16 protein-coding genes and 1 pseudogene are annotated in these 17,926 nt (G+C 70.6%); 8 read left to right on the forward strand and 9 right to left on the reverse strand.

Going from position 1 to position 17,926, the window contains the following annotated elements:
* Positions 1–71: 71 nt before the first annotated feature.
* Positions 72–2,186, reverse strand: a complete 2,115-nt coding sequence (locus BJ982_RS11360; RefSeq protein ID WP_184879258.1) for an AfsR/SARP family transcriptional regulator — start codon at positions 2,184–2,186, stop codon at positions 72–74.
* A gap of 269 nt (positions 2,187–2,455) precedes the next feature.
* Here BJ982_RS11360 and BJ982_RS11365 point away from each other — a divergent pair, with 269 nt between their 5' ends.
* From BJ982_RS11365 to BJ982_RS11395, 7 genes and pseudogenes are all read left to right on the forward strand, one after another.
* The gene (locus BJ982_RS11365; protein WP_184879261.1) at positions 2,456–3,946 is read left to right on the forward strand and encodes a sugar transferase; all 1,491 of its coding nucleotides are present in this window, start codon (positions 2,456–2,458) and stop codon (positions 3,944–3,946) included.
* Positions 3,947–4,030: 84 nt separating this feature from the next.
* Positions 4,031–4,819: an inositol monophosphatase family protein gene (locus BJ982_RS11370; protein ID WP_203959427.1), complete on the forward strand. Its 789-nt coding sequence runs from the start codon at positions 4,031–4,033 to the stop codon at positions 4,817–4,819.
* An 18-nt stretch (positions 4,820–4,837) separates the two neighbouring features.
* Positions 4,838–5,752: a sulfate adenylyltransferase subunit CysD gene (gene cysD / locus BJ982_RS11375; protein WP_184879267.1), complete on the forward strand. Its 915-nt coding sequence runs from the start codon at positions 4,838–4,840 to the stop codon at positions 5,750–5,752.
* 88 nt (positions 5,753–5,840) lie between these two features.
* Entirely contained in the window at positions 5,841–7,103 is a 1,263-nt protein-coding gene (gene cysN, locus BJ982_RS11380) for a sulfate adenylyltransferase subunit CysN (protein ID WP_184879270.1), read from the forward strand.
* A 288-nt stretch (positions 7,104–7,391) separates the two neighbouring features.
* The gene (locus BJ982_RS11385) at positions 7,392–8,063 is read left to right on the forward strand and encodes a class I SAM-dependent methyltransferase (RefSeq protein ID WP_184879273.1); all 672 of its coding nucleotides are present in this window, start codon (positions 7,392–7,394) and stop codon (positions 8,061–8,063) included.
* Positions 8,064–8,192: 129 nt separating this feature from the next.
* Positions 8,193–8,462: pseudogene (locus tag BJ982_RS11390) on the forward strand (RNA polymerase sigma factor); the annotation flags it as partial.
* A 107-nt stretch (positions 8,463–8,569) separates the two neighbouring features.
* Positions 8,570–9,142, forward strand: coding sequence for an LCP family protein (locus tag BJ982_RS11395; protein WP_184879276.1), 573 nt, complete (start codon positions 8,570–8,572; stop codon positions 9,140–9,142).
* Between the two features lie 148 nt (positions 9,143–9,290).
* Here the strand turns inward: BJ982_RS11395 and BJ982_RS11400 are convergent, their stop codons facing one another.
* The 3 genes from BJ982_RS11400 to BJ982_RS11410 form a co-directional block, all read right to left on the reverse strand.
* The gene (locus tag BJ982_RS11400; protein WP_184879279.1) at positions 9,291–10,076 is read right to left on the reverse strand and encodes a hypothetical protein; all 786 of its coding nucleotides are present in this window, start codon (positions 10,074–10,076) and stop codon (positions 9,291–9,293) included.
* Positions 10,077–10,463: 387 nt separating this feature from the next.
* Complete coding sequence (locus BJ982_RS11405; RefSeq protein WP_184879282.1) at positions 10,464–11,156, reverse strand: PASTA domain-containing protein; 693 nt, start codon at positions 11,154–11,156, stop codon at positions 10,464–10,466.
* A gap of 142 nt (positions 11,157–11,298) precedes the next feature.
* Positions 11,299–12,075, reverse strand: coding sequence for an SDR family oxidoreductase (locus BJ982_RS11410; protein ID WP_184879285.1), 777 nt, complete (start codon positions 12,073–12,075; stop codon positions 11,299–11,301).
* A gap of 196 nt (positions 12,076–12,271) precedes the next feature.
* Between BJ982_RS11410 and BJ982_RS11415 the strand changes: the two genes are divergently transcribed.
* Entirely contained in the window at positions 12,272–13,186 is a 915-nt protein-coding gene (locus BJ982_RS11415) for a helix-turn-helix transcriptional regulator (RefSeq protein ID WP_184879288.1), read from the forward strand.
* Here BJ982_RS11415 and BJ982_RS39245 read toward each other — a convergent pair.
* The 5 genes from BJ982_RS39245 to BJ982_RS11440 are packed head-to-tail and all read right to left on the reverse strand — an operon-like array spanning position 13,158 to position 17,799.
* Positions 13,158–13,979 (reverse strand): ABC transporter ATP-binding protein, encoded by an 822-nt coding sequence (locus BJ982_RS39245; protein ID WP_184879291.1) that lies wholly within the window; start codon positions 13,977–13,979, stop codon positions 13,158–13,160. The genes BJ982_RS11415 and BJ982_RS39245 overlap by 29 nt on opposite strands.
* Positions 13,976–14,995 (reverse strand): FecCD family ABC transporter permease, encoded by a 1,020-nt coding sequence (locus BJ982_RS39250; RefSeq protein ID WP_184879295.1) that lies wholly within the window; start codon positions 14,993–14,995, stop codon positions 13,976–13,978. The genes BJ982_RS39245 and BJ982_RS39250 overlap by 4 nt, the downstream gene beginning before the upstream one ends.
* Positions 14,992–15,981, reverse strand: a complete 990-nt coding sequence (locus tag BJ982_RS11430; RefSeq protein ID WP_184879297.1) for a FecCD family ABC transporter permease — start codon at positions 15,979–15,981, stop codon at positions 14,992–14,994. Before BJ982_RS11430 ends, BJ982_RS39250 begins: the two co-directional genes overlap by 4 nt.
* Positions 15,971–16,786 (reverse strand): siderophore-interacting protein, encoded by an 816-nt coding sequence (locus BJ982_RS11435; RefSeq protein ID WP_184879300.1) that lies wholly within the window; start codon positions 16,784–16,786, stop codon positions 15,971–15,973. Before BJ982_RS11435 ends, BJ982_RS11430 begins: the two co-directional genes overlap by 11 nt.
* The gene (locus tag BJ982_RS11440) at positions 16,783–17,799 is read right to left on the reverse strand and encodes an ABC transporter substrate-binding protein (protein WP_184879303.1); all 1,017 of its coding nucleotides are present in this window, start codon (positions 17,797–17,799) and stop codon (positions 16,783–16,785) included. Before BJ982_RS11440 ends, BJ982_RS11435 begins: the two co-directional genes overlap by 4 nt.
* Between the last annotated feature and the right edge of the window lie 127 nt (positions 17,800–17,926).

A 17,926-nucleotide genomic window follows, 5' to 3' on the forward strand; every position in this document is an offset into this window, starting at 1 on the left:
GCGACGGCGATGCCACTACGGCGGCGGGCATCGCGGCGGCGGGGCCCACCGTCAGGGGGCCGCGCGGCCGTTCAAGCGCCGCGCGACCCCTGGTGACGGCCACGCCGGTCGAGGTACTCCCGCAGAGCGAGGCCGGATCTCGGGTCGGCGCCCCCGGGCGGCCGCGTGGACAGCCAGGACATCGCCGCGCGCAGGTTGTCGTGTTCGCCGGCGAGCCGGTCGGGCCCGTCCCGCCCGCCGGGCCCGGCCCGATGCCGGTCCGCCTTCGCCAGCCGGAGGAAGTAGTCGGCGTGGGCGCCGCGGGCCTCGTCCTCCTCTCCCGGGACGGCGCGGGCGAGCCGCTCCGCCGCGTAGGCCCGCACCGTCTCCAGGAGGCGGTAGCGCGAGCAGGCGCCGTACTGCCCGGTCATGACCACCGACTTGTCCACCAGGGCGCCGAGCACCGTCAGCGTCTCCTCCGGCCACAGCGCCTGGGCGGCGTCCAGCGTGAAGCCCCCGGCGAAGACGGCGAGGCGGCGGAACAGCGCCTGTTCGGAACCGCTGAGCAGGTCGTAGCTCCAGTCCAGCGTCGCGTTCAGGCTGCGGTGACTCGGAATGGCGGCGCTGTCGGTGAACACGTGCAACCGGTCGCCCAGCCGGTCGGCGATCTCCGCCATGGTCAGCATGGGCTTGCGGGCCGCGGCGAGCTCCAGGGCCAGGGGCAGGCCGTCCAGTCCGGCGCAGACGCGCGCCAGCGCGTGCGCGTCCGCTTCGGCGATCCGCGCCCCGGTGCGCTCCCACACGCGGGCCTGGAACAGTCGCGCGGACGCGAAGGCCATCACCTCTGCGAGAGTGGTGTGCCGGGACGGGTCGGGGACCGGCAGCGGCGGGATGTGCCGGACGAGCTCGCCGGGAACGTCGAGCCGGATGCGCGTGGTGGCGAGCACGCGGACCTTCGCGCACGCGCTGAGGAGCCGTATCACCAGGGAGCGGCATCCTTCCCTCACGTGTTCGCAGTTGTCCAGGACCAGCAGCAGCTCGCGGTCGCGAAGACCGCGGGCGAGCGTCCGTCCGGGGTCGGATCCCGGCGGCTCCGGCAGGCCCAGCGAGGCGACGACCGCGGCGGCGGCCATGCGCGGTTCCTTGACGGGCGCGAGGTCGACGAAGCAGGCGCCGTCGGCGAAGTCGCCGGCCACCTGGGAGGCCACGGCGATGCCGAGGCGGGTCTTCCCGCATCCGCCCGCCCCGGTCAGCGTGATGAGCCGGTGCGAACCGAGGACGGCGATGATCTCGCCCAGCTCCGGCTCCCTGCCGATCAGCTCGGTGAGCGGGACGGGCAGGCCGGACGCCGGGCGGCGCGGAACGTCCGGTGCGGTGCGGGGCCCTGCCTGCCCGGCGTTGTCGGCGAGGATCACGGCGTGCAGGCGGCGCATCGCCGCGCCCGGTTCGACGCCCAGCTCGCCCGCGAGCACGGCCCGCGCCCGGTGATAGACGGCGAGCGCCTCGCCGTGCCGTCCGGCCAGGCGCAGCGCCTCGACCAGCAGTTCCCACAGCCGTTCCCGCAGCGGATGCGCGCCGACCAGACGCTCCAGCTCGCCGATCGCCTCTACCGGGCCCGCCGAACGAAGGCCCGCCGCCCAGCGATCCTCGGTCGCCGACAGGCGCAGCTCGCGCAGCCGCGCGGCCTCCCCGTCGCCCCATCCCCACGCTCGGCAGTCCACGAGCACGTCGGCGCGCCACAGGGCCAGCCCTCTGTTCAGCTCCTCGGCCGCGCGCGCGGGTTCGGCGCGGGCCGGCGCGCGCCGCGCCACGCCGACGTGCCACTCGAAACGCCAGGCGTCCACGGCCCCCGGCGGGAGGTCGAGCGCGTACCCCCGGCCCCGGGTGGCGAGCACTTCGGGCAGGCCGGCGTCGGTGAGCGCCCGTCGCACCCGGGCGACATGGCTGCGGAGGCTGGCCAGCGCCGTCAGGGGCGGATCTTCTCCCCACAGGCCGTCCACCAGCCGTTCGTAGGTCACGATCTCGCCTATCCGCAGCGCCAGCAGCGCGATCAGCGTGCGCTGCCGCACGCCGACCAGGGGGACCCGGCCCGCGGGGCCGAGCACCTCCAGCGGGCCGAGCAGGCGCACGACGGCCTTCGCCGGGCCGGGAGCGGACGATCGCCTGGGACTCCTCGCGGGCGTGGAGTCGGACGTAGAGTCGGTCATCTGCTGACCTCCACCGGTCAATGACTCGATTTCTTGACACAGTGATATGTAGGCGGGTTTGACAGCCCCTTACGAAGTGCTTGCAAGCGGGAACGGTCCCGCGCCGGCCGAGGCCGCGAGCCGGCCGAGGGGGCGGATCCGGGAAGGAAGGCAGCCGGCCGGGCCTCGACAGCCGCTGTCGGCGGAGTTTCCAAGAATCGGTCAAGATTGTCCCAGCGTCCCGCTAACATCCTCACGGTCGGTATCCGGATGGTCGCGGGGAGGCATGGGTGGGCGTCGCCGAGAGGCCGGAGGTCTCGCCGCCGAAGGCGGCACGCGCACACCGGCTCGCCGCGCGTCCCGGGGGCAGGGCGGGCGCGCCCGGGCCGTGGCCGCCGCTGTGGGCCAGGCGCTACCACGCGCGGGCCGTGGCGATCGACCTCGCGTGCGGGTTCCTCGCCGGCGCCGCCGCCGTCGACGTCCGCTTCGGCCAGGTCACGCCGTACGTCACGCCCTACCTCGTGCTCAGCTCGGTGCTGCCGGTCCTGTGGGTGTGCCTGCTCGGCCTCAACCGGGCCTACGAGTCGCGGCTGGTCGGGGTCGGGTCCGAGGAGTTCCGGCGCATCTCGCAGTGCGGTTTCCTGCTCACCGCCGGTGTGGCCATCGCCGCGTACGTCACCAAGACCGACCTGGCCCGTGGGTACGTCGTGCTGGCGCTCCCGCTCATGACCTTCCTCACGTTGTGCTGCCGGTACGGCCTGCGCCGCAGGCTGCACGCCATGCGGGCCCGGGGGTGGTGCATGCGCCGGGTGGTCGCCGTCGGGCACCGCGAGGCGCTCGCCGACCTGATCCGCCACTTCCGCGCCGAGCCCTACCACGGCATGGACGTCGTCGGCGTCTGCCTGCCCCGGGAGGACGGCCCCGGCGAGGTGGAGGGCGCGCCGGTGCTCGGCGACTTCACCGACGTCCCGCTCGCGGTGTGCCAGGCCGGGGCCGACACCGTCGCCGTCCTCGCCTGCCCCGAACTGGACGGCACCGCCCTGCGCCGCCTGGCCTGGCGGCTGGAGAAGACCCGCACCGATCTCGTCGTCGCCCCCGCGCTCATGGAGGTCGCCGGGCCGCGCACGACGATCAGGCCGGTCGCCGGGCTGCCGCTCCTGCACGTCGAACATCCCGAGCTCGCGGGCGCCCGCCGCCTCGTCAAGAACCTCTTCGACCGCACGGTGGCCGCGCTCGCCCTGGCCCTGCTCGCCCCGCTGCTCGCCGCGCTCGCCGTGGCCGTGCGCGCCACGAGCCCCGGCCCCGCCCTGTTCCGGCAGACCCGGGTCGGCAGGGACGGCGTGGAGTTCACGATCCTCAAACTGCGCACGATGGGCGCCGACGCCGAGCACCGAAAAATCGGGCTCGCCAGCGACGTCGACGGCCTGCTCTTCAAGATCCGCGACGATCCGCGGGTCACCCCGCTCGGCGGCTGGCTGCGGCGACGCTCGCTGGACGAGCTTCCCCAGCTCTTCAACGTGCTGGCCGGCCACATGTCGCTGGTCGGCCCCCGGCCTCCCCTGCCCGAGGAGGTCGCGGGGTACGGTGACGACGTGCGGCGGCGGCTGGTCGTCCGGCCGGGCATGACCGGCCTGTGGCAGGTGAACGGCCGCTCCGATCTGTCGTGGGAGGAATCGGTACGGTTGGACCTGCGTTATGTCGAGAACTGGTCTCTCACGCTGGATCTCCAGATCCTGTGGAAGACATGGTCCGCCGTGGCGCGCGGCTCGGGCGCGTACTAGCCCGAGGCCAGGCAGACGGCCCGGGGGCACACCCGCCCTCCGGCCTGGAACTCGGGGCGAGCATCTAGAAGGGCCAGGAACGGCATCGTGACGATACGCGACGACCACGCGCTCGCCGGCGACCTCGCCGCCGAGGCCGGCGAGAGGCTTCTGGCGCTGCGCGCCGCCCAGGGCTTCGGCGACCCCACGGCACTGCGCCAGGCGGGCGACCGCGGGTCCCACCTTCACCTCACCGAGTCGCTGGCACGGCTACGGCCGACCGATTACGTCCTGTCGGAGGAGGGCACGCGCGAGGAGCGCCTGCATCCGCGCCGCCGCGTCGCGGACCGCGTGTGGATCATCGATCCGCTCGACGGCACGCGCGAGTTCGGCGAGGAGGGCCGCGCCGACTGGGCCGTGCACGTCGCCCTGTGGCGGCGCGGCGACGCCACAGGAGGCGAGCTGGCGGCCGGGGCGATCGCGCTGCCCGCCCAGGGTGTGACGCTCACCACCGCCGCGCCGCCCGCCCTGCCCGCGCCGCGTCAGGGCAGGGTCCGCATCGCGGTCAGCCGCACCCGCCCGCCGGAGTTCGTCAAGAAGCTGGCCTACCTCGTCGGCGCCGACATGGTGCCCATGGGATCGGCCGGGGCCAAGATCGCCGCCGTGCTCACCGGCGAGGTGGACGCCTACGTCCATTCGGGGGGCCAGTACGAGTGGGACTCGGCCGCTCCCGTGGCGGTCGCCCTGGCGGCCGGGGCCCATGCCAGCCGTATCGACGGATCCCCCCTGGTCTACAACCAAGAGAACCCCTCGCTCCCGGATATTCTGGTTTCCCTACCGGATCTGGCGCCGATCTTGCTCGCCGGAATCCGGGACGCGCACCGTCAGGGCTAGCTCCCCGGAGGAGAGCAGATGCTTGCAAGCGACTACACGACGTCGCAGCTCGACGTCCTCGAAGCCGAGGCGATCCACATCATGCGTGAGGTCGCGGCCGAGTTCGAGCGCCCCTGTCTCCTCTTCTCCGGCGGGAAAGACTCGATCGTCATGGTCCGGATCGCCGAGAAGGCGTTCTGGCCGGCGCCGATCCCTTTCCCCCTCATGCACGTCGACACCGGGCACAACTTCTCCGAGGTGATCGACTTCCGGGACCGGCGGGTCGCCGAGCTGGGCGCCCGGCTGGTCGTCGCGTCCGTCCAGGCGTCCATCGACGCCGGGCGCGTGGTCGAAGAGACGGGCCGCCGCGCCAGCCGTAACCGCCTGCAGACCACCACGCTGCTCGACGCGATCGAAGAGAACGAGTTCGACGCCGTGTTCGGCGGGGCGCGCCGCGACGAGGAGAAGGCCCGCGCCAAGGAGCGGGTCTTCTCGTTCCGCGACGACTTCGGGCAGTGGGACCCGAAGAACCAGCGGCCCGAGCTGTGGAACCTCTACAACGCGCGCATCCGCAAGGGCGAGCACATCCGGGTCTTCCCCCTGTCCAACTGGACAGAGCTTGATATCTGGGACTACATCCGGCGCGAAGAGATCGAGATCCCGTCGATCTATTACGCCCACACCCGCACGGTCTTCGAGCGCGACGGCATGCTGCTCGCGGACTCCGAGGTCGTCAGCCGGGGCGAGGACGAGCCGACCTTCGAGACCGTCGTCCGCTACCGCACGGTCGGCGACATGACCTGCACCGGCGCCGTCCAGTCCGGTGCCACGACCGTCGAGCAGATCATCGCCGAGATCGCGGCCACCCGCATCACCGAGCGCGGCGCCACCCGCGCCGACGACCGCGCCTCCGAGGCCGCCATGGAAGACCGCAAGAAGGAGGGCTACTTCTGATGCCCCCCGCTCCCATGGCACGCGCCGCGCGCCCTCATGCGCCGCACGCCCTCGCCAGCCCCGTCGCTACCCCTGGAGACCGGCTCTGATGGACATCTTGCGTTTCGCCACGGCGGGTTCCGTCGACGACGGCAAGTCCACGCTGATCGGCCGCCTGCTCTTCGACTCCAAGGCCATCTTCGAGGACCAGCTGGAGGCCGTCGAGCGCACCAGCCGCGACCGGGGCACCGAGTACACCGACCTGTCGCTGCTCACCGACGGCCTGCGCGCCGAGCGCGAGCAGGGCATCACCATCGACGTGGCCTACCGGTACTTCGCCACGCCGAAGCGGAAGTTCATCATCGCCGACACCCCCGGGCACATCCAGTACACCCGCAACATGGTGACCGGCGCATCCACGGCCGACCTGGCGATCGTGCTCATCGACGCGCGCAAGGGCGTGGTCGAGCAGTCCCGGCGGCACGCCTTCCTCACCACGCTGCTGCGCGTGCCCCACCTGGTGCTCGCCGTCAACAAGATGGACCTCGTCGACTACTCGCAGGAGCGGTTCGAGGAGATCCGCGAAGAGTTCACCTCGTTCGCGGCCAAGCTCAACGTCGCCGACCTCACCTTCATCCCGATCTCGGCGCTGCACGGCGACAACGTGGTCTCCCGGTCGGAGAACATGCCCTGGTACCAGGGCACATCCCTGCTCCACCACCTGGAGAACCTGCACATCGCCTCCGACCGCAACCTGGTCGACGTGCGCTTCCCGGTGCAGTACGTCATCCGCCCCCAGCGGGCCACCGACCCCGCCTTCCACGACTACCGCGGCTACGCCGGGCAGGTCGCGGGCGGCGTGCTCAAGCCCGGCGACGAGGTCATGCACCTGCCGTCCGGCCTGACCACGCGCGTGGCCGCGATCGACACCTTCGACGGGCCCGTCGAGGAGGCGTTCTCGCCCATGTCGGTCACCCTCCGCCTGGAGGACGACATCGACATCTCACGCGGCGACATGATCTGCCGTCCGAACAACAAGCCGCAGGTCGCCCAGGACATCCAGGCCATGGTCTGCTGGATGACCGACGCGGTGAAGCTCGCGCCGCGCTCCAAACTGGTCATCAAGCACACCACCCGCACGGCCCGCGCGATGGTGCGCGACCTGCACTACCGCCTGGACGTCAACACGCTGCACCGCGACGAGGCGGCGGCGTCCCTCGGCCTCAACGAGATCGGCCGCGTCTCGCTGCGCGTCACGCAGCCGCTCTTCGTCGACGACTACGCCAGGAACCGCCTCACCGGCGGTTTCATCCTGATCGACGAATCGACCAACGGCACCGTGGGCGCCGGCATGATCGTCGACGCCAGGTAGGCGCACCCCGGCCGTGAGCAGGAGGCGGCACGCGTCGTTGATCAGCGGCGACGCGACCGCCTCCTCGCTCCAGGCCCACGGCAACATGCTCCACATGCCGGCGTCGTGCCCGGCGCGCACCTCAAGAACGTTCATTTACGGTGTGTCCACTTTCCGCGTCCACGACAGTCCGTTTCTCATCGGCACTCCCGGTCGCTACTCGTGATTCGAACTAGGGTTCGACTGTAGCGAGGCCCACCGACATTTCCGCCGCGCCCGCTTTCCCCGGGCATGTGGTAGGGAACGGGAATGAACGCGAATCATGGCTCAGGGCCCGGCGAGATCACGCCGGACGGCTGCTCCGTCGAGTTCTACAGCCTCCTCCCGGTGATGAACGAGCCCTCCATCGTGCACGGCGCCGTCCCCGAAGGCGCGTCGATCCTGGAACTCGGGTGCGGCGCCGGCCGTATCCTGCGTGCTCTCGCCGAACTCGGCCATCCGGTCCTGGGCGTGGACGAGTCGCCCGCCATGCTCGCGCGCGTCCCGGACCTGCCGACCGTGCGCGCGCGGATGGAAACCCTGGACCTGGGCCGCGTCTTCGACGCCGTACTGCTGGCCAGCACCATGATCAACACCGGCCCGGGGCAGCGGCGCGCGTTCCTCGACACCTGCCGGCGACACGTCGCCCCCGACGGCGTCGTCATCGTCCAGCAGACCCCGCCGAGCTGGTTCGACACCGTCGAGCCGTCCGAGCACATCCACGACGGCATCCGGCGGGTGGTCAGAGAGGTCAACCGGGACGGACGGCGGGTCGGCGTCGTCGTCGACTACCACGTCGGCGACCGCACCTGGACGCACGCCTTCACCCGTCACCCCATCACCGAGGACGAACTGGCCGCGGACCTGGCCTACGCGAGGCTGCGCTTCGACCGGTGGCTCACCCCCGACGACCACGCGTGGTTCACCGCGCGCCCCAAGTGACGGTCCGAGAGGCCGCGCGGGCTCTGGCCTCCTTCGCCGCCGGAGCGTGAACTCGATACGGCCCTCGCGGAGAGACATGACCGACATGTCTTCTACGGGAGGGCCGGCCTTCATGCCATGGTGCCCACGATGACCGCACCACCCGCCACCGCGGCCGCCGACTCGGACCTGATCGCCGAGTCGAGGACCACCCCGGAGGCGTTCGCCGCGCTGTTCGACCGCTACGCGCCGATGCTCTACCGGTACGTGTCCCGCCGCCTCGGCCCCGAGGCCGCCGAAGACCTGGTCGGCGAGACGTTCCTGACCGCCTTCCGGCGCCGCGACCGGTACGACCTCACCCGTCCCGACGCCCGTCCGTGGCTGTTCGGGATCGTCAGCAAGCTGATCTCCCGCCACCACAGGAGCGAGGCCGCCCGCTACCGGGCGCTGACGCGCGCGCCGATCGACGACGTCACCGACGGCCCCGCCGATCGCGTGGCCGACGGCGTACCGCCGCGCGCAAGGATGTGCTCAGCGACGCCTTCGCGACGGCAGGGATGCCGTGCCTGTGGAAGACGGTGGAGGCGGTCACGCGCGTCCGCGTCGACCACACCGTGCAGATCTCCTCGACCGCGTTCACGAAGCTGGTGGACGAGCTGGGAGGCGTCGAACTCACCCTGCCCCGCACCGTCCACGACCCGAAGTCCGGCCTGCGACTGCCGGCCGGACGCTCGCTCCTCGACGGTGAGGAGGCACTGGCGTACACCAGAAGCGGGTCCGCGCCCGGCGGCGACTCGGCCCGGGCACGCGCCCAGCGCCGTCAGCAGGTCATGGCGGCCTTGCTGAAGAAGGCGGGTGAGCGCCTCGCCGAGCCGGCACGCCTGCTGACGTTCCTCAAGAAGGCGAGCGGCCTGGTCGCCACCGACACCGGCCTCAACCCACAGAAGATCTCCGCCATCGCCCTCGAAATCGCCCAGGCCCGCCCCGCCTCCGTCCACTCCCTCCCCGTCCCCGTCCGCCCCAGCTCCACCGGCTCCGGCCACCTCGAACTCAGCCACCCCGCCGCCGACCGCCTCTTCCGCAGGTTCGCGGACCGGTAGCGCCTTCGCCCGCCCTGAGCGGACGGAGCGGGGCGTTTCAACGTGACCGGGACGAACTCCTTGGAAGGGGCCGTCCCAGGTCACACCGAATCGTTCGCACGCTCGGGATACGTCGACGGAACCGGGAGGTCATGCGTCGGCTTTCCGGTCAGGTGAAGTCCACGCCGTCCAGGACGAGGCGTTCGGCCGTGGCGAGGACCCGCCACGTGCCGGGGTCGCCGAGGAAGGTGCTCGATGGTGGGCCGTCCATCAGCGGATGGAGCGTTCCTGGGCCGGGGCCGGCGTCTCCGAGGGTGAGGTCGCTGTCGGACAGGGCGAGGCCCTCGGCGGTGATCTCCGCGTGGAAGGACGCCGTCCAGTCCTGGTGGTAGAGGAACTTGGAATTCAGGTGCTCGGTGCGCGTGACCAGCCAGCAACCGAAGGTCCACGACCCTGCGAACCGGACGAGCCGGTCACCCTGCGGAGACTGCCTCGGGGCGACGAACTGCGGCGAGTCGTCGAAGGTGGTCCCGACGAAGGGACCGGTGTGGTCGAACCGCCGGGGAGGGTCGTACCAGATGTCGTTGTTCTCGTTGCCGTCGATCACGGGTTCGGTCGTCCGCAGGATCAGGGACCGCGCGTAATCTCCGCCCTCGGTGTAGTAGTCGGCCTGCATCCGCGCCTGGAACATGGTCTGCACCCACCCGAGGTGGGTCCCGAGCCCGACACCCACCACCCTGCGGTCGATGGTGGCCTGCCCCCGGATCACCGACGTGGTCACCCGCGCCCTCGCCTCGTTCAGGCTCGTGTGGAAGTCCCCGACGACCTGGAACACCGGCAACGCATGAACGGGCCCCGGCGGCGGACCCGGCACCGCCGCCGCCACCTGCACCTGTATTTGCTGCTGCTCCTCTTCCTGGCCCTGCTCTTTCGCCTGCTCTTCGTACGGAAACACGGGCCGTTCCCTCCCATGAGCGGATATCGCAAGAAATGAGACGTTCCAGAGTGACAAGGGGTTGCCGTTGCACCAAAAAGAGAGACGCGGTTTTGCTCTGATTGATGGTAATTTATACCGAAATAGGAAGTGTGAACACGGCGCGGACGACGGTCCCGGGAGATTTCATTCGTGATCGGCACGACCAGGGCTGCCGGATTCGCGGTCGCGCCGGTCAGGGGGCGAGGGATGGATCAGCGTGTCCCCGGCCGAAGAGTTCCCGGTTGGATCGTCCGCGATCGCGGAGGTTCCCGCGACGCCGCGCCGGCCGTGCCGGTCGGAATACCGCGATAGATGGGCATTGAAGTATCCACAAGACCGGGGTAACGCTACTCCCGATACGGACGTTCAGCACCACCAGCGCTTACTGCAGAATCTGCTCTCGCCCTTGTTGCGATCGACATCGACATCAAGGTTCACGCCTCCGTCACCGCCTCCCGAGGTGGTGGAGCTGTAGTTGTACCCGATGACCAGCTTGATCTTCTGCCCGATCCGTAGCCGCGTCCCAGGCTTCGGCGCCTGCGCGATCACCCGGTTCTGTCCCACCGGAACCTTGGCCGACTCCCGGTTCGACGACACGACGACCGCGTCGATCGGATCGAAGAGGTCGTCCGCCCGACCCTCTGACCAGCCGACCACGTTCGGCATGGTTCGGTGTCTCTTGTAGAACGTCCATTCCTCAACGGTCACGAACCGTACCGCGACCTCGCCGCCGAACTGGACGACCGTGCCTGCCTTCGGCGTCATTCGGTACACGAGGCAATCGGATCGGTCACCGCAGTAGCCGTAGTCGCCGATCCCGTTCGTCGACAACCTCAACCCGAGCGCCTCGACCTGGTTCTGCGCCTCCACGAGTGTCTTCTTCGTCAGGTCGGGTAACGGCGTCGGACTCGATTGCGGCGTGGTCGGCGCCTCGGCAGCTCTCACGGCCCTGTCGTCGCCGTCGCCGAAGACCGAGTCGACGAGATTCATGCAGCCGCCGACCACGATCAAGACGCCGACGATCGGCCAGAACAATTTGATGGACTTCCTGCGCGCCATCGCGAATCCCCCTGGGACTTCTGGGCTGATGATTGAGTCCCCGAGTACCTCTGTGACGCATGAGGCGCACGCCAGGTTGACGATCCAGTCGCCCCCTGTCCCTGACATGGGCGGAACCACCCTGGGCGGGGGGTTGGGAGGGTCAGCCGGGCTGGCGGGTGGGCATGATCGTGATCTGCTGGAGGTTCGCGCGGGGCGGTAAGGCGGCGATGAAGCCGACGGTTTCGGCGATGTCCTGCGGTGTGAGCCACTCCATCGTCTCCTTGGTGCCCTCCAACCACTGGAGCGCACCCTCGTCGGTGACGTGGTCGCTCAGCTCGGTACCGACGATGCCCGGTTCGAGCGCCGACACCCGCACGTTCTTGGCGCCCAGCTCGACGCGGAGATGACGCGAGAGGTGGGTGACGTACGCCTTGGTGCCGGAGTAGACGGCGAAGGTGGGGAAGACGGTCCGCGCCGCGGCCGACGAGGTGTTGATCAAGTCGGCCACGCCACGCTCGCCCGCCGCCTTGACCAACTGCGGGGTGAACGCGCCGATGACGTTCATCAGCCCGGTGATGTTGAGATCGATCTGACGCGTCCACTGATCGACGGCCAGTTCCTCGACCGGGGCGGGCAGCATGACGCCCGCGTTGTTGAACAGCAGGTCGGTGTCCCCCAGTTCGGCCGCCACCCGGCCCGCGGCCGACCGCACCGCTGCGGCGTCGGTCACGTCGACGGCGATCGCCAGGGCGGTGCCGCCGTGCTTTTCGATCCGGGAGACCAGCTCGTCCAGCCGGTCCGTGCGCCGGGCCAGGACGGCGACCCGCGCGCCCAGCCCCGCCAGGTGTTCGGCTGAGGCCGCACCGATGCCGCTGGAGGCACCGGTGACAACTGCGACGCGGCCGGTCAGGGGCTTGGCAAGGGTTTCCGTGGACATGGGTGCAGACCTTCCGTAGGTGAGGGGAAGAGCGGATACGTGGCCGACAGCCATCGGCCACGTATCCAGCACACCACGCCCGAACTCCGTTTCCGGGGCTTGAGCAGGCTCTGAGCAGGAAGGTACCGGGAAGGCAGGTACCGGCGGGGCCACCCGGCGGCGAGCGCGCCGCACAGGGCTGCTCCACACTGGGAGCATGGACCGTGGTAGCGAGATCGCCGACTTTCTACGCTCCCGTCGCGCCCGGATCACTCCCGGCCGTGCGGGGCTGGCCGAGGACGGCCGCGCCCGGCGGGTGCCCGGACTGCGCCGCGACGAGGTCGCCCGCCTCGCCGGCATGAGCACCGAGTACTACACCCGCCTCGAACAAGGCCGCGCCGGAACTCCGTCCCCGGAGGTCGTCGAGGCGCTCGCACGCGCGCTGCAGCTCGATCTCGCGGAACGCGAGCACCTCATCGACCTGCTGGCACGGCCCAGACCCGCCCCCCGTACACCCACCGCTCCGCAGCGGGTCCGCCCAGGCCTGTACCTCATGCTCCAGACCTTGGAGCACGTCCCCGCCTTCATCCTCGGCCGGCGCACCGACGTGCTGGCCAGTAACCGCCTGGGGCGGGCGGTCCTGACCGACTTCGACGCCCTCCCCGTCTCACAGCGCAACCTCGTCCGTTACTACCTGCTGGACCCGGACGCCCGTGAGCGCGTCGGAGACTGGGCGCAGATCGCCGCAGAGACCGTCGCCATGCTCCGCCTCGAAGCGGGCCGCCACCCGCACGACCGGCGGCTCGCCGACCTCGTGGGGGAGCTCACCCTGCGCTGTCCCGAATTCACCGCCTGGTGGAACGACCACCGCGTCCTGCGCCGCACCCACGGCACCAAGTTCTACCACCATCCCGTAGTCGGCGATCTTCACTTCTCCTACGAGTCCTTCCAGCCTCCCGGGGACCCCGACCAGACCTTGTGCGTCTACAACGTCGAACCCGGGTCCGCCACCGCCGAGGCCCTGCGGCTGCTGAGCAGTTGGACCACCCCTGGTTCCCAGGCGCATACCCCGTCCGCGACGGCATCGGGTCAAGCGGCTCCGCCTACGTCGAACTCCTCTCCGCGTTCGTGACAGGTGGATGAACTCCCTCGGCGGTCGGCACGACCATGGGGGTGCCGGTTACCGGGTCGGGGACGACGATGCTCGGGAGGTCGAAGACCTGGTGTACGAGGGGGGCGGTCACGATGGTGGAGGGTGGGCCCTCTGCGACGACGCCGCCGTCCTTCATCGCTACGAGGTGGTCGGCGAAGCGGCAGGCCTGGTTGATGTCGTGGAGGACGGCGATCACGGTGCGGCCCTCGTCGCGCAGGCGTGCGAACAGGGCGAGGAGTTGGTACTGGTGGGTGATGTCGAGGAACGTCGTGGGCTCGTCGAGCAGTAGGTACGGCGTTTCCTGGGCCAGCACCATCGCGACCCACACCCGTTGCCGTTGGCCCCCGGACAGTTCGGCGACCGGCCGGTCGGCCAGGTCGGCGACGCCGGCCGCCGCCATGGCATCGGTCACGGCGCGTTCGTCGTCCAGGGACCAGGTGGACAGCAACGACTGGTGCGGGTAGCGGCCACGGGCGACCAGCCGCTTCACCACGACGTTCTCCGGAGTGACGAGTCCCTGTGGCAGGAAACCGATCTCCCGGGCGATCGCCTTCGGCCGGAAGCCGGTCACGTCCCGGCCGTCGAAGAGCACCGATCCGGCCGTCGGTTCGAGCAGGCGGACGAACGCCCGCAGCAGCGTCGACTTCCCGCACCCGTTGGCGCCGACGATGGCGGTGAACGCGCCGTCGGGGATGTCGAGGTTCACGCGCGTCGCCACCACCCGGTCGCCGTAGGCGAGGGTGATGTCCCTGGCGGTCAGGCGCGCTGTCACGGTCGCCTCACTTCCTTGACGAGCAGCCAGATGAGATAGCAGCCGCCGATCGCGGTCGTCACCACGCCGACCGGCAACGCGACCGGGGCCAGCAGGAGTTGCGCGATGAGGTCGGCGGCCAGCAGCAGCACCGCGCCGGTCAGCGCGGCGGCCACCAGCGGCACACCGCCCGCGCCGGCCAGCCTGCGGCCGATCTGGGGCGCGGCGAGCGCGATGAAGACTATGGGCCCCGCGACCGCCGTCACCGTGGCGGTGCAGCCGACGCCGGCCAGCACGAGCAGCAGCCGAAGGCGGTTCAGGGCGACGCCGGAGGTGACGGCGAGTTCGTCGCCGAGCGCCGATTGGTGCATCGCGTACGACAGCGTGACCAGCAGGAGGGTGAGCACGCCGATGACGAGGAACGGCAGGCGTACTCCCGCCCACTCGACGCCGTTCAGCGATCCCGAGCTCCACCCGGTCGCCGCCATGGCGATCTCCAGCTCGGCACGCAGGACGATCCATGAGTTGACCGCGGTCAGGATGGCGTTCATGGCGATGCCGATGACGATCAGCCGCAGGCCGCTGAGCCCGGAGCCGAGCGACAGGAAGTAGACGGCGGCCGCGGCCAGCAGTCCGCCCAGGATCGAGCCCACCGCGAGCTGCACCGCCGTACCGCCGAGCACGGTGATCGAGATCAGCGCGCCGGTGTACGCGCCCGCGTCGAGGCCGATGACGTCGGGGCTGCCGAGCGGGTTGCGGGTGATGTTCTGGAAGATCGCCCCGGCCAGGCCGAGCGAGGCGCCGAAGACCAGGGCGGCGGCGACCCGGGGCGCCCGCCATTCCCGGACCACGAACGCCGAGTCGCCGTGCCCGGCGAGCGCGGACAACGCGTCCGAGGGCGTGGTCCAGGAGGCGCCGTAGCAGAGGCCGAGCAGCGCGAGCAGCAGCGCGACGGCGACCAGCACCAGCGACACCACGGCCGTACGCCGTTCGATCCTGGCCGAGAACCGCCCGGCCCGCAGCACCAGGTCGCTCACAGGGTCGTCGCCCCGTAACGCCGTACCGCCCAGATGAGCACCGGGCCGCCGAGGAACGCGGTGACGACGGCCACCGGCACCTCGCCGGTCGTCAGCAGCACGCGTGCCCCGATGTCGGAGACCAGCAGCAGGATGGGCCCCAGCAGCATCGTGTACGCCATCAGCCACGGAACCGATCCGGCGGCCGGCCTGCGGGCCAGATGCGGGACCATGAGCCCCACGAAGGCGATCGGCCCGGCCACGGCGGTGGCGACCGCGGCGAGCAGGGTGACGAGCACCAGCACGGCCGCCCGGGTCCGTGCCACGTGACCACCGAGCACGTGGGCGACCTGCTCGCCCAGCACCAGGGCGTTCAACGGCCGGGTCACGGCCATGGCGCCGACCAGCGCGAGGACGAGCAGCGACAGAGGGACGCCGAGGGACGTCTGCTCGCGCCCGGCCAGTGATCCGATGGACCAGAACCGGAACCCGTCGAAGACGTCGGGGAGCATCAGGCGTATGCCGAGGGAGACGCCCGCCAGTACCGAGCTGAGAGCGACACCGGCGAGAATCAGCCGCAGCGGAGAGGTCCTGCCGACGGCGTACACCAGGAGGGCCGCGAGCACGGCGCCGGCGAACGCGAGCACGAGCTGCGCGGACTGCGCGTCGGCGAGGTGCAGCGCACCGCCCACGGTGATGGCGAATCCGGCTCCGGCGGTCACCCCGAGGATGCCGGGTTCGGCCAGCGGGTTGCGGGTCAGCGTCTGGATCAGCGTGCCGGAGGCGCCGAGTGCGGCGCCCACGCAGATGCCGAGAATCGTACGCGGGACGCGGATCTCCCGGATGATCACGTGATCGTCGGCGCCGGTGTGTTCCATGAAGGCACGCCAGATCTCGACCGGTGCGATGGTGTGCGCCCCGACGCTCACGCTGGCGCCCGCGGCGACCACGAGCAGCGCGACGCACACCACCAGGTACGCGGCCTTCCTGGGCAGGTCAGTCCTCAAGCCCGGCGACTCCGCGCTTCCAGTACCCGGTGATCAGCGAGTCGAGCCGTCCCGCGCTCCACCGGCGCAGCGGTTTGATGTCCTCCGCCTCCCCGGCCGCGAACAGGAAGATCCCCTCGTCCGGCAGAGTCAGCGCCTGTACCGTCTCCGCGAGGCGGGACCGGGTGTCGTCGCGGACGAGCCGGATCACCTCCACCCCGTCACGTGACGGCAGCGGGTAGGCGTGTTCGGCGGCGTCATCGGTCTCGACCACGATGACGGCGGACACGTCGGGCGGAGACTCCGCCAGCCAGCGTTCCACCGCCGGCAGGCCGGTGGAGTCGACCGCGAACACGTAGTGCCGGTAGTTGTGGGGGAACGCCTTGGCCCCGGGCGGACCGGCGATCGCGACCGGCTCGCCCACCGCGGCGGTGGTGGCCCAGGCCGAGGCGACCCCGCCGTCGTGCACGAAGAAGTCCAGGTCGAGCTCGCGGGCGTCGGCGTCGAACCGCCGCACGGTGTACTTCCGCCCCGTGGGCAGCGGCTTGGGCCAGTCGAGCGTCAGTTCCTCGTTGGCGACGGGGATGCGACGGGTGCCGTCCGGATCGGGAAATACGATCATGACGTGGTCGTCGGCCTGGTAGGTGTGGAACCCTTCCAGCTCCGGGCCCCCGAGGGTGAGCCGCAGCATGCGCGGGGTCACGTACTCACGGGCGAGCACCGAGACGGTGCGGATCCCGATCGGATAACCGATGCGGGTCATGCCGCTGCCGGTGCGGTGATGCCGGGCGACGCGCTCCCGTGGATTCCGCCGGTCCATGCTCATCGGTCCAGCAGCGGTGTGAGCGCCTGGTCGATCGCGTCCAGCGTCGTGAGCGCCGAGCCGTACGTCGCCGCTTCCGTGTACCGCAGCGGGAAGACCTTGCCGGCCTTGACCGCGGGCAGGTTCTTCCACAGCTTGGAGTCCAGCACGTACTGCACGGCGTCGCTCACCGAGCCGTCGGCCTCCAACGTGTACGTGATGGCGTCGGCCTCGCCGAGGCTCTCCGGCAGTTCCTCGATCGAGGGGTACTCGGTGACGTCGCCCGCGCCGCCCTCCTTCTTCTTGACCTCGCCGTAGTAGTTCACGCCGATGTCCTGGGCGATGTTGGTGCCCCACGAACCGGCGAACTCGCGGTGGAACGTTCCTTCCGCGACGTCGCCGTAGGCGCCCACGTGGCCGAACTTCACGCCGTCCAGAGCGGACTTGTACTTGGCGGCGAGCTCGGCCGCCTTCTTCTCGTACGTCGTCTTGGTGGCTTCGAAGTGGTCGAGGCGGCCGGCGGCGTCGGCCTGGAGCCGGGACCGTTCGCGCCACGCGGAGGGAATGGTGGGGCCGATCGCGACGACGGGGGCGATGGACTTCAGCCGGTCCAGGTTGATCTCGGCGAGTACCGGCTTCGGCACGCCGATGATGATCAGATCCGGTTTGGCGGCGGCGATGGCCTCGTAGTTGGTCTCGGCCGCCGTCTCGCCCGCGATCTTGGTGAGGCCGTCGTAGGTGGCGCGCTGCTGCGCGGTCATCATCGGCAGGCCGCGTCGCCACGTGGAGATGCCGGCCAGGGCGGCGCCGGCCTCGATGAGCGCGGGCACCGCGTAGCCGGTCGCGACGACCCGTTTGGGCGCGACCGGGATCGTGACGTCGCCGTTGTCGGCGGTGAACACCCGGGTCTGCGCCGCGCCGGACTGCGCGCCGGCGGAATCGCCGGAGCCCGTGGAGCCGGCGGAACCGCAGCCCACCACCAAGGCGAGTGAGAGAGCGAGAGCGCCGGCCAGGCGCCAGGGCCGTCGAGAAGACATGAACGTGGTCCTTAAACGACATGCTTGGACATACAGGACAGGAGGGCCCCATCCCATACAACAATGGTTAGTTAGGATAGCCTCACCAAACATGGTTGCAGTGTCGGCGAGAGGTCAGTCGATGTCG

Source organism: Sphaerisporangium siamense (genome assembly GCF_014205275.1).
Classification (GTDB): domain Bacteria; phylum Actinomycetota; class Actinomycetes; order Streptosporangiales; family Streptosporangiaceae; genus Sphaerisporangium; species Sphaerisporangium siamense.

Bases quoted from the DNA above. Each gene is read 5' to 3' on its own strand.
- BJ982_RS11360 (WP_184879258.1), bottom strand. From the start codon at position 2,186: ATGACCGACTCTACGTCCGACTCCACGCCCGCGAGGAGTCCCAGGCGA.
- cysD (WP_184879267.1), top strand. From the start codon at position 4,838: ATGCTTGCAAGCGACTACACGACGTCGCAGCTCGACGTCCTCGAAGCC.
- cysN (WP_184879270.1), top strand. From the start codon at position 5,841: ATGGACATCTTGCGTTTCGCCACGGCGGGTTCCGTCGACGACGGCAAG.
- BJ982_RS11385 (WP_184879273.1), top strand. From the start codon at position 7,392: ATGAACGCGAATCATGGCTCAGGGCCCGGCGAGATCACGCCGGACGGC.
- BJ982_RS11405 (WP_184879282.1), bottom strand. From the start codon at position 11,156: ATGGCGCGCAGGAAGTCCATCAAATTGTTCTGGCCGATCGTCGGCGTC.
- BJ982_RS11410 (WP_184879285.1), bottom strand. From the start codon at position 12,075: ATGTCCACGGAAACCCTTGCCAAGCCCCTGACCGGCCGCGTCGCAGTT.
- BJ982_RS11415 (WP_184879288.1), top strand. From the start codon at position 12,272: ATGGACCGTGGTAGCGAGATCGCCGACTTTCTACGCTCCCGTCGCGCC.
- BJ982_RS11435 (WP_184879300.1), bottom strand. From the start codon at position 16,786: ATGAGCATGGACCGGCGGAATCCACGGGAGCGCGTCGCCCGGCATCAC.
- BJ982_RS11440 (WP_184879303.1), bottom strand. From the start codon at position 17,799: ATGTCTTCTCGACGGCCCTGGCGCCTGGCCGGCGCTCTCGCTCTCTCA.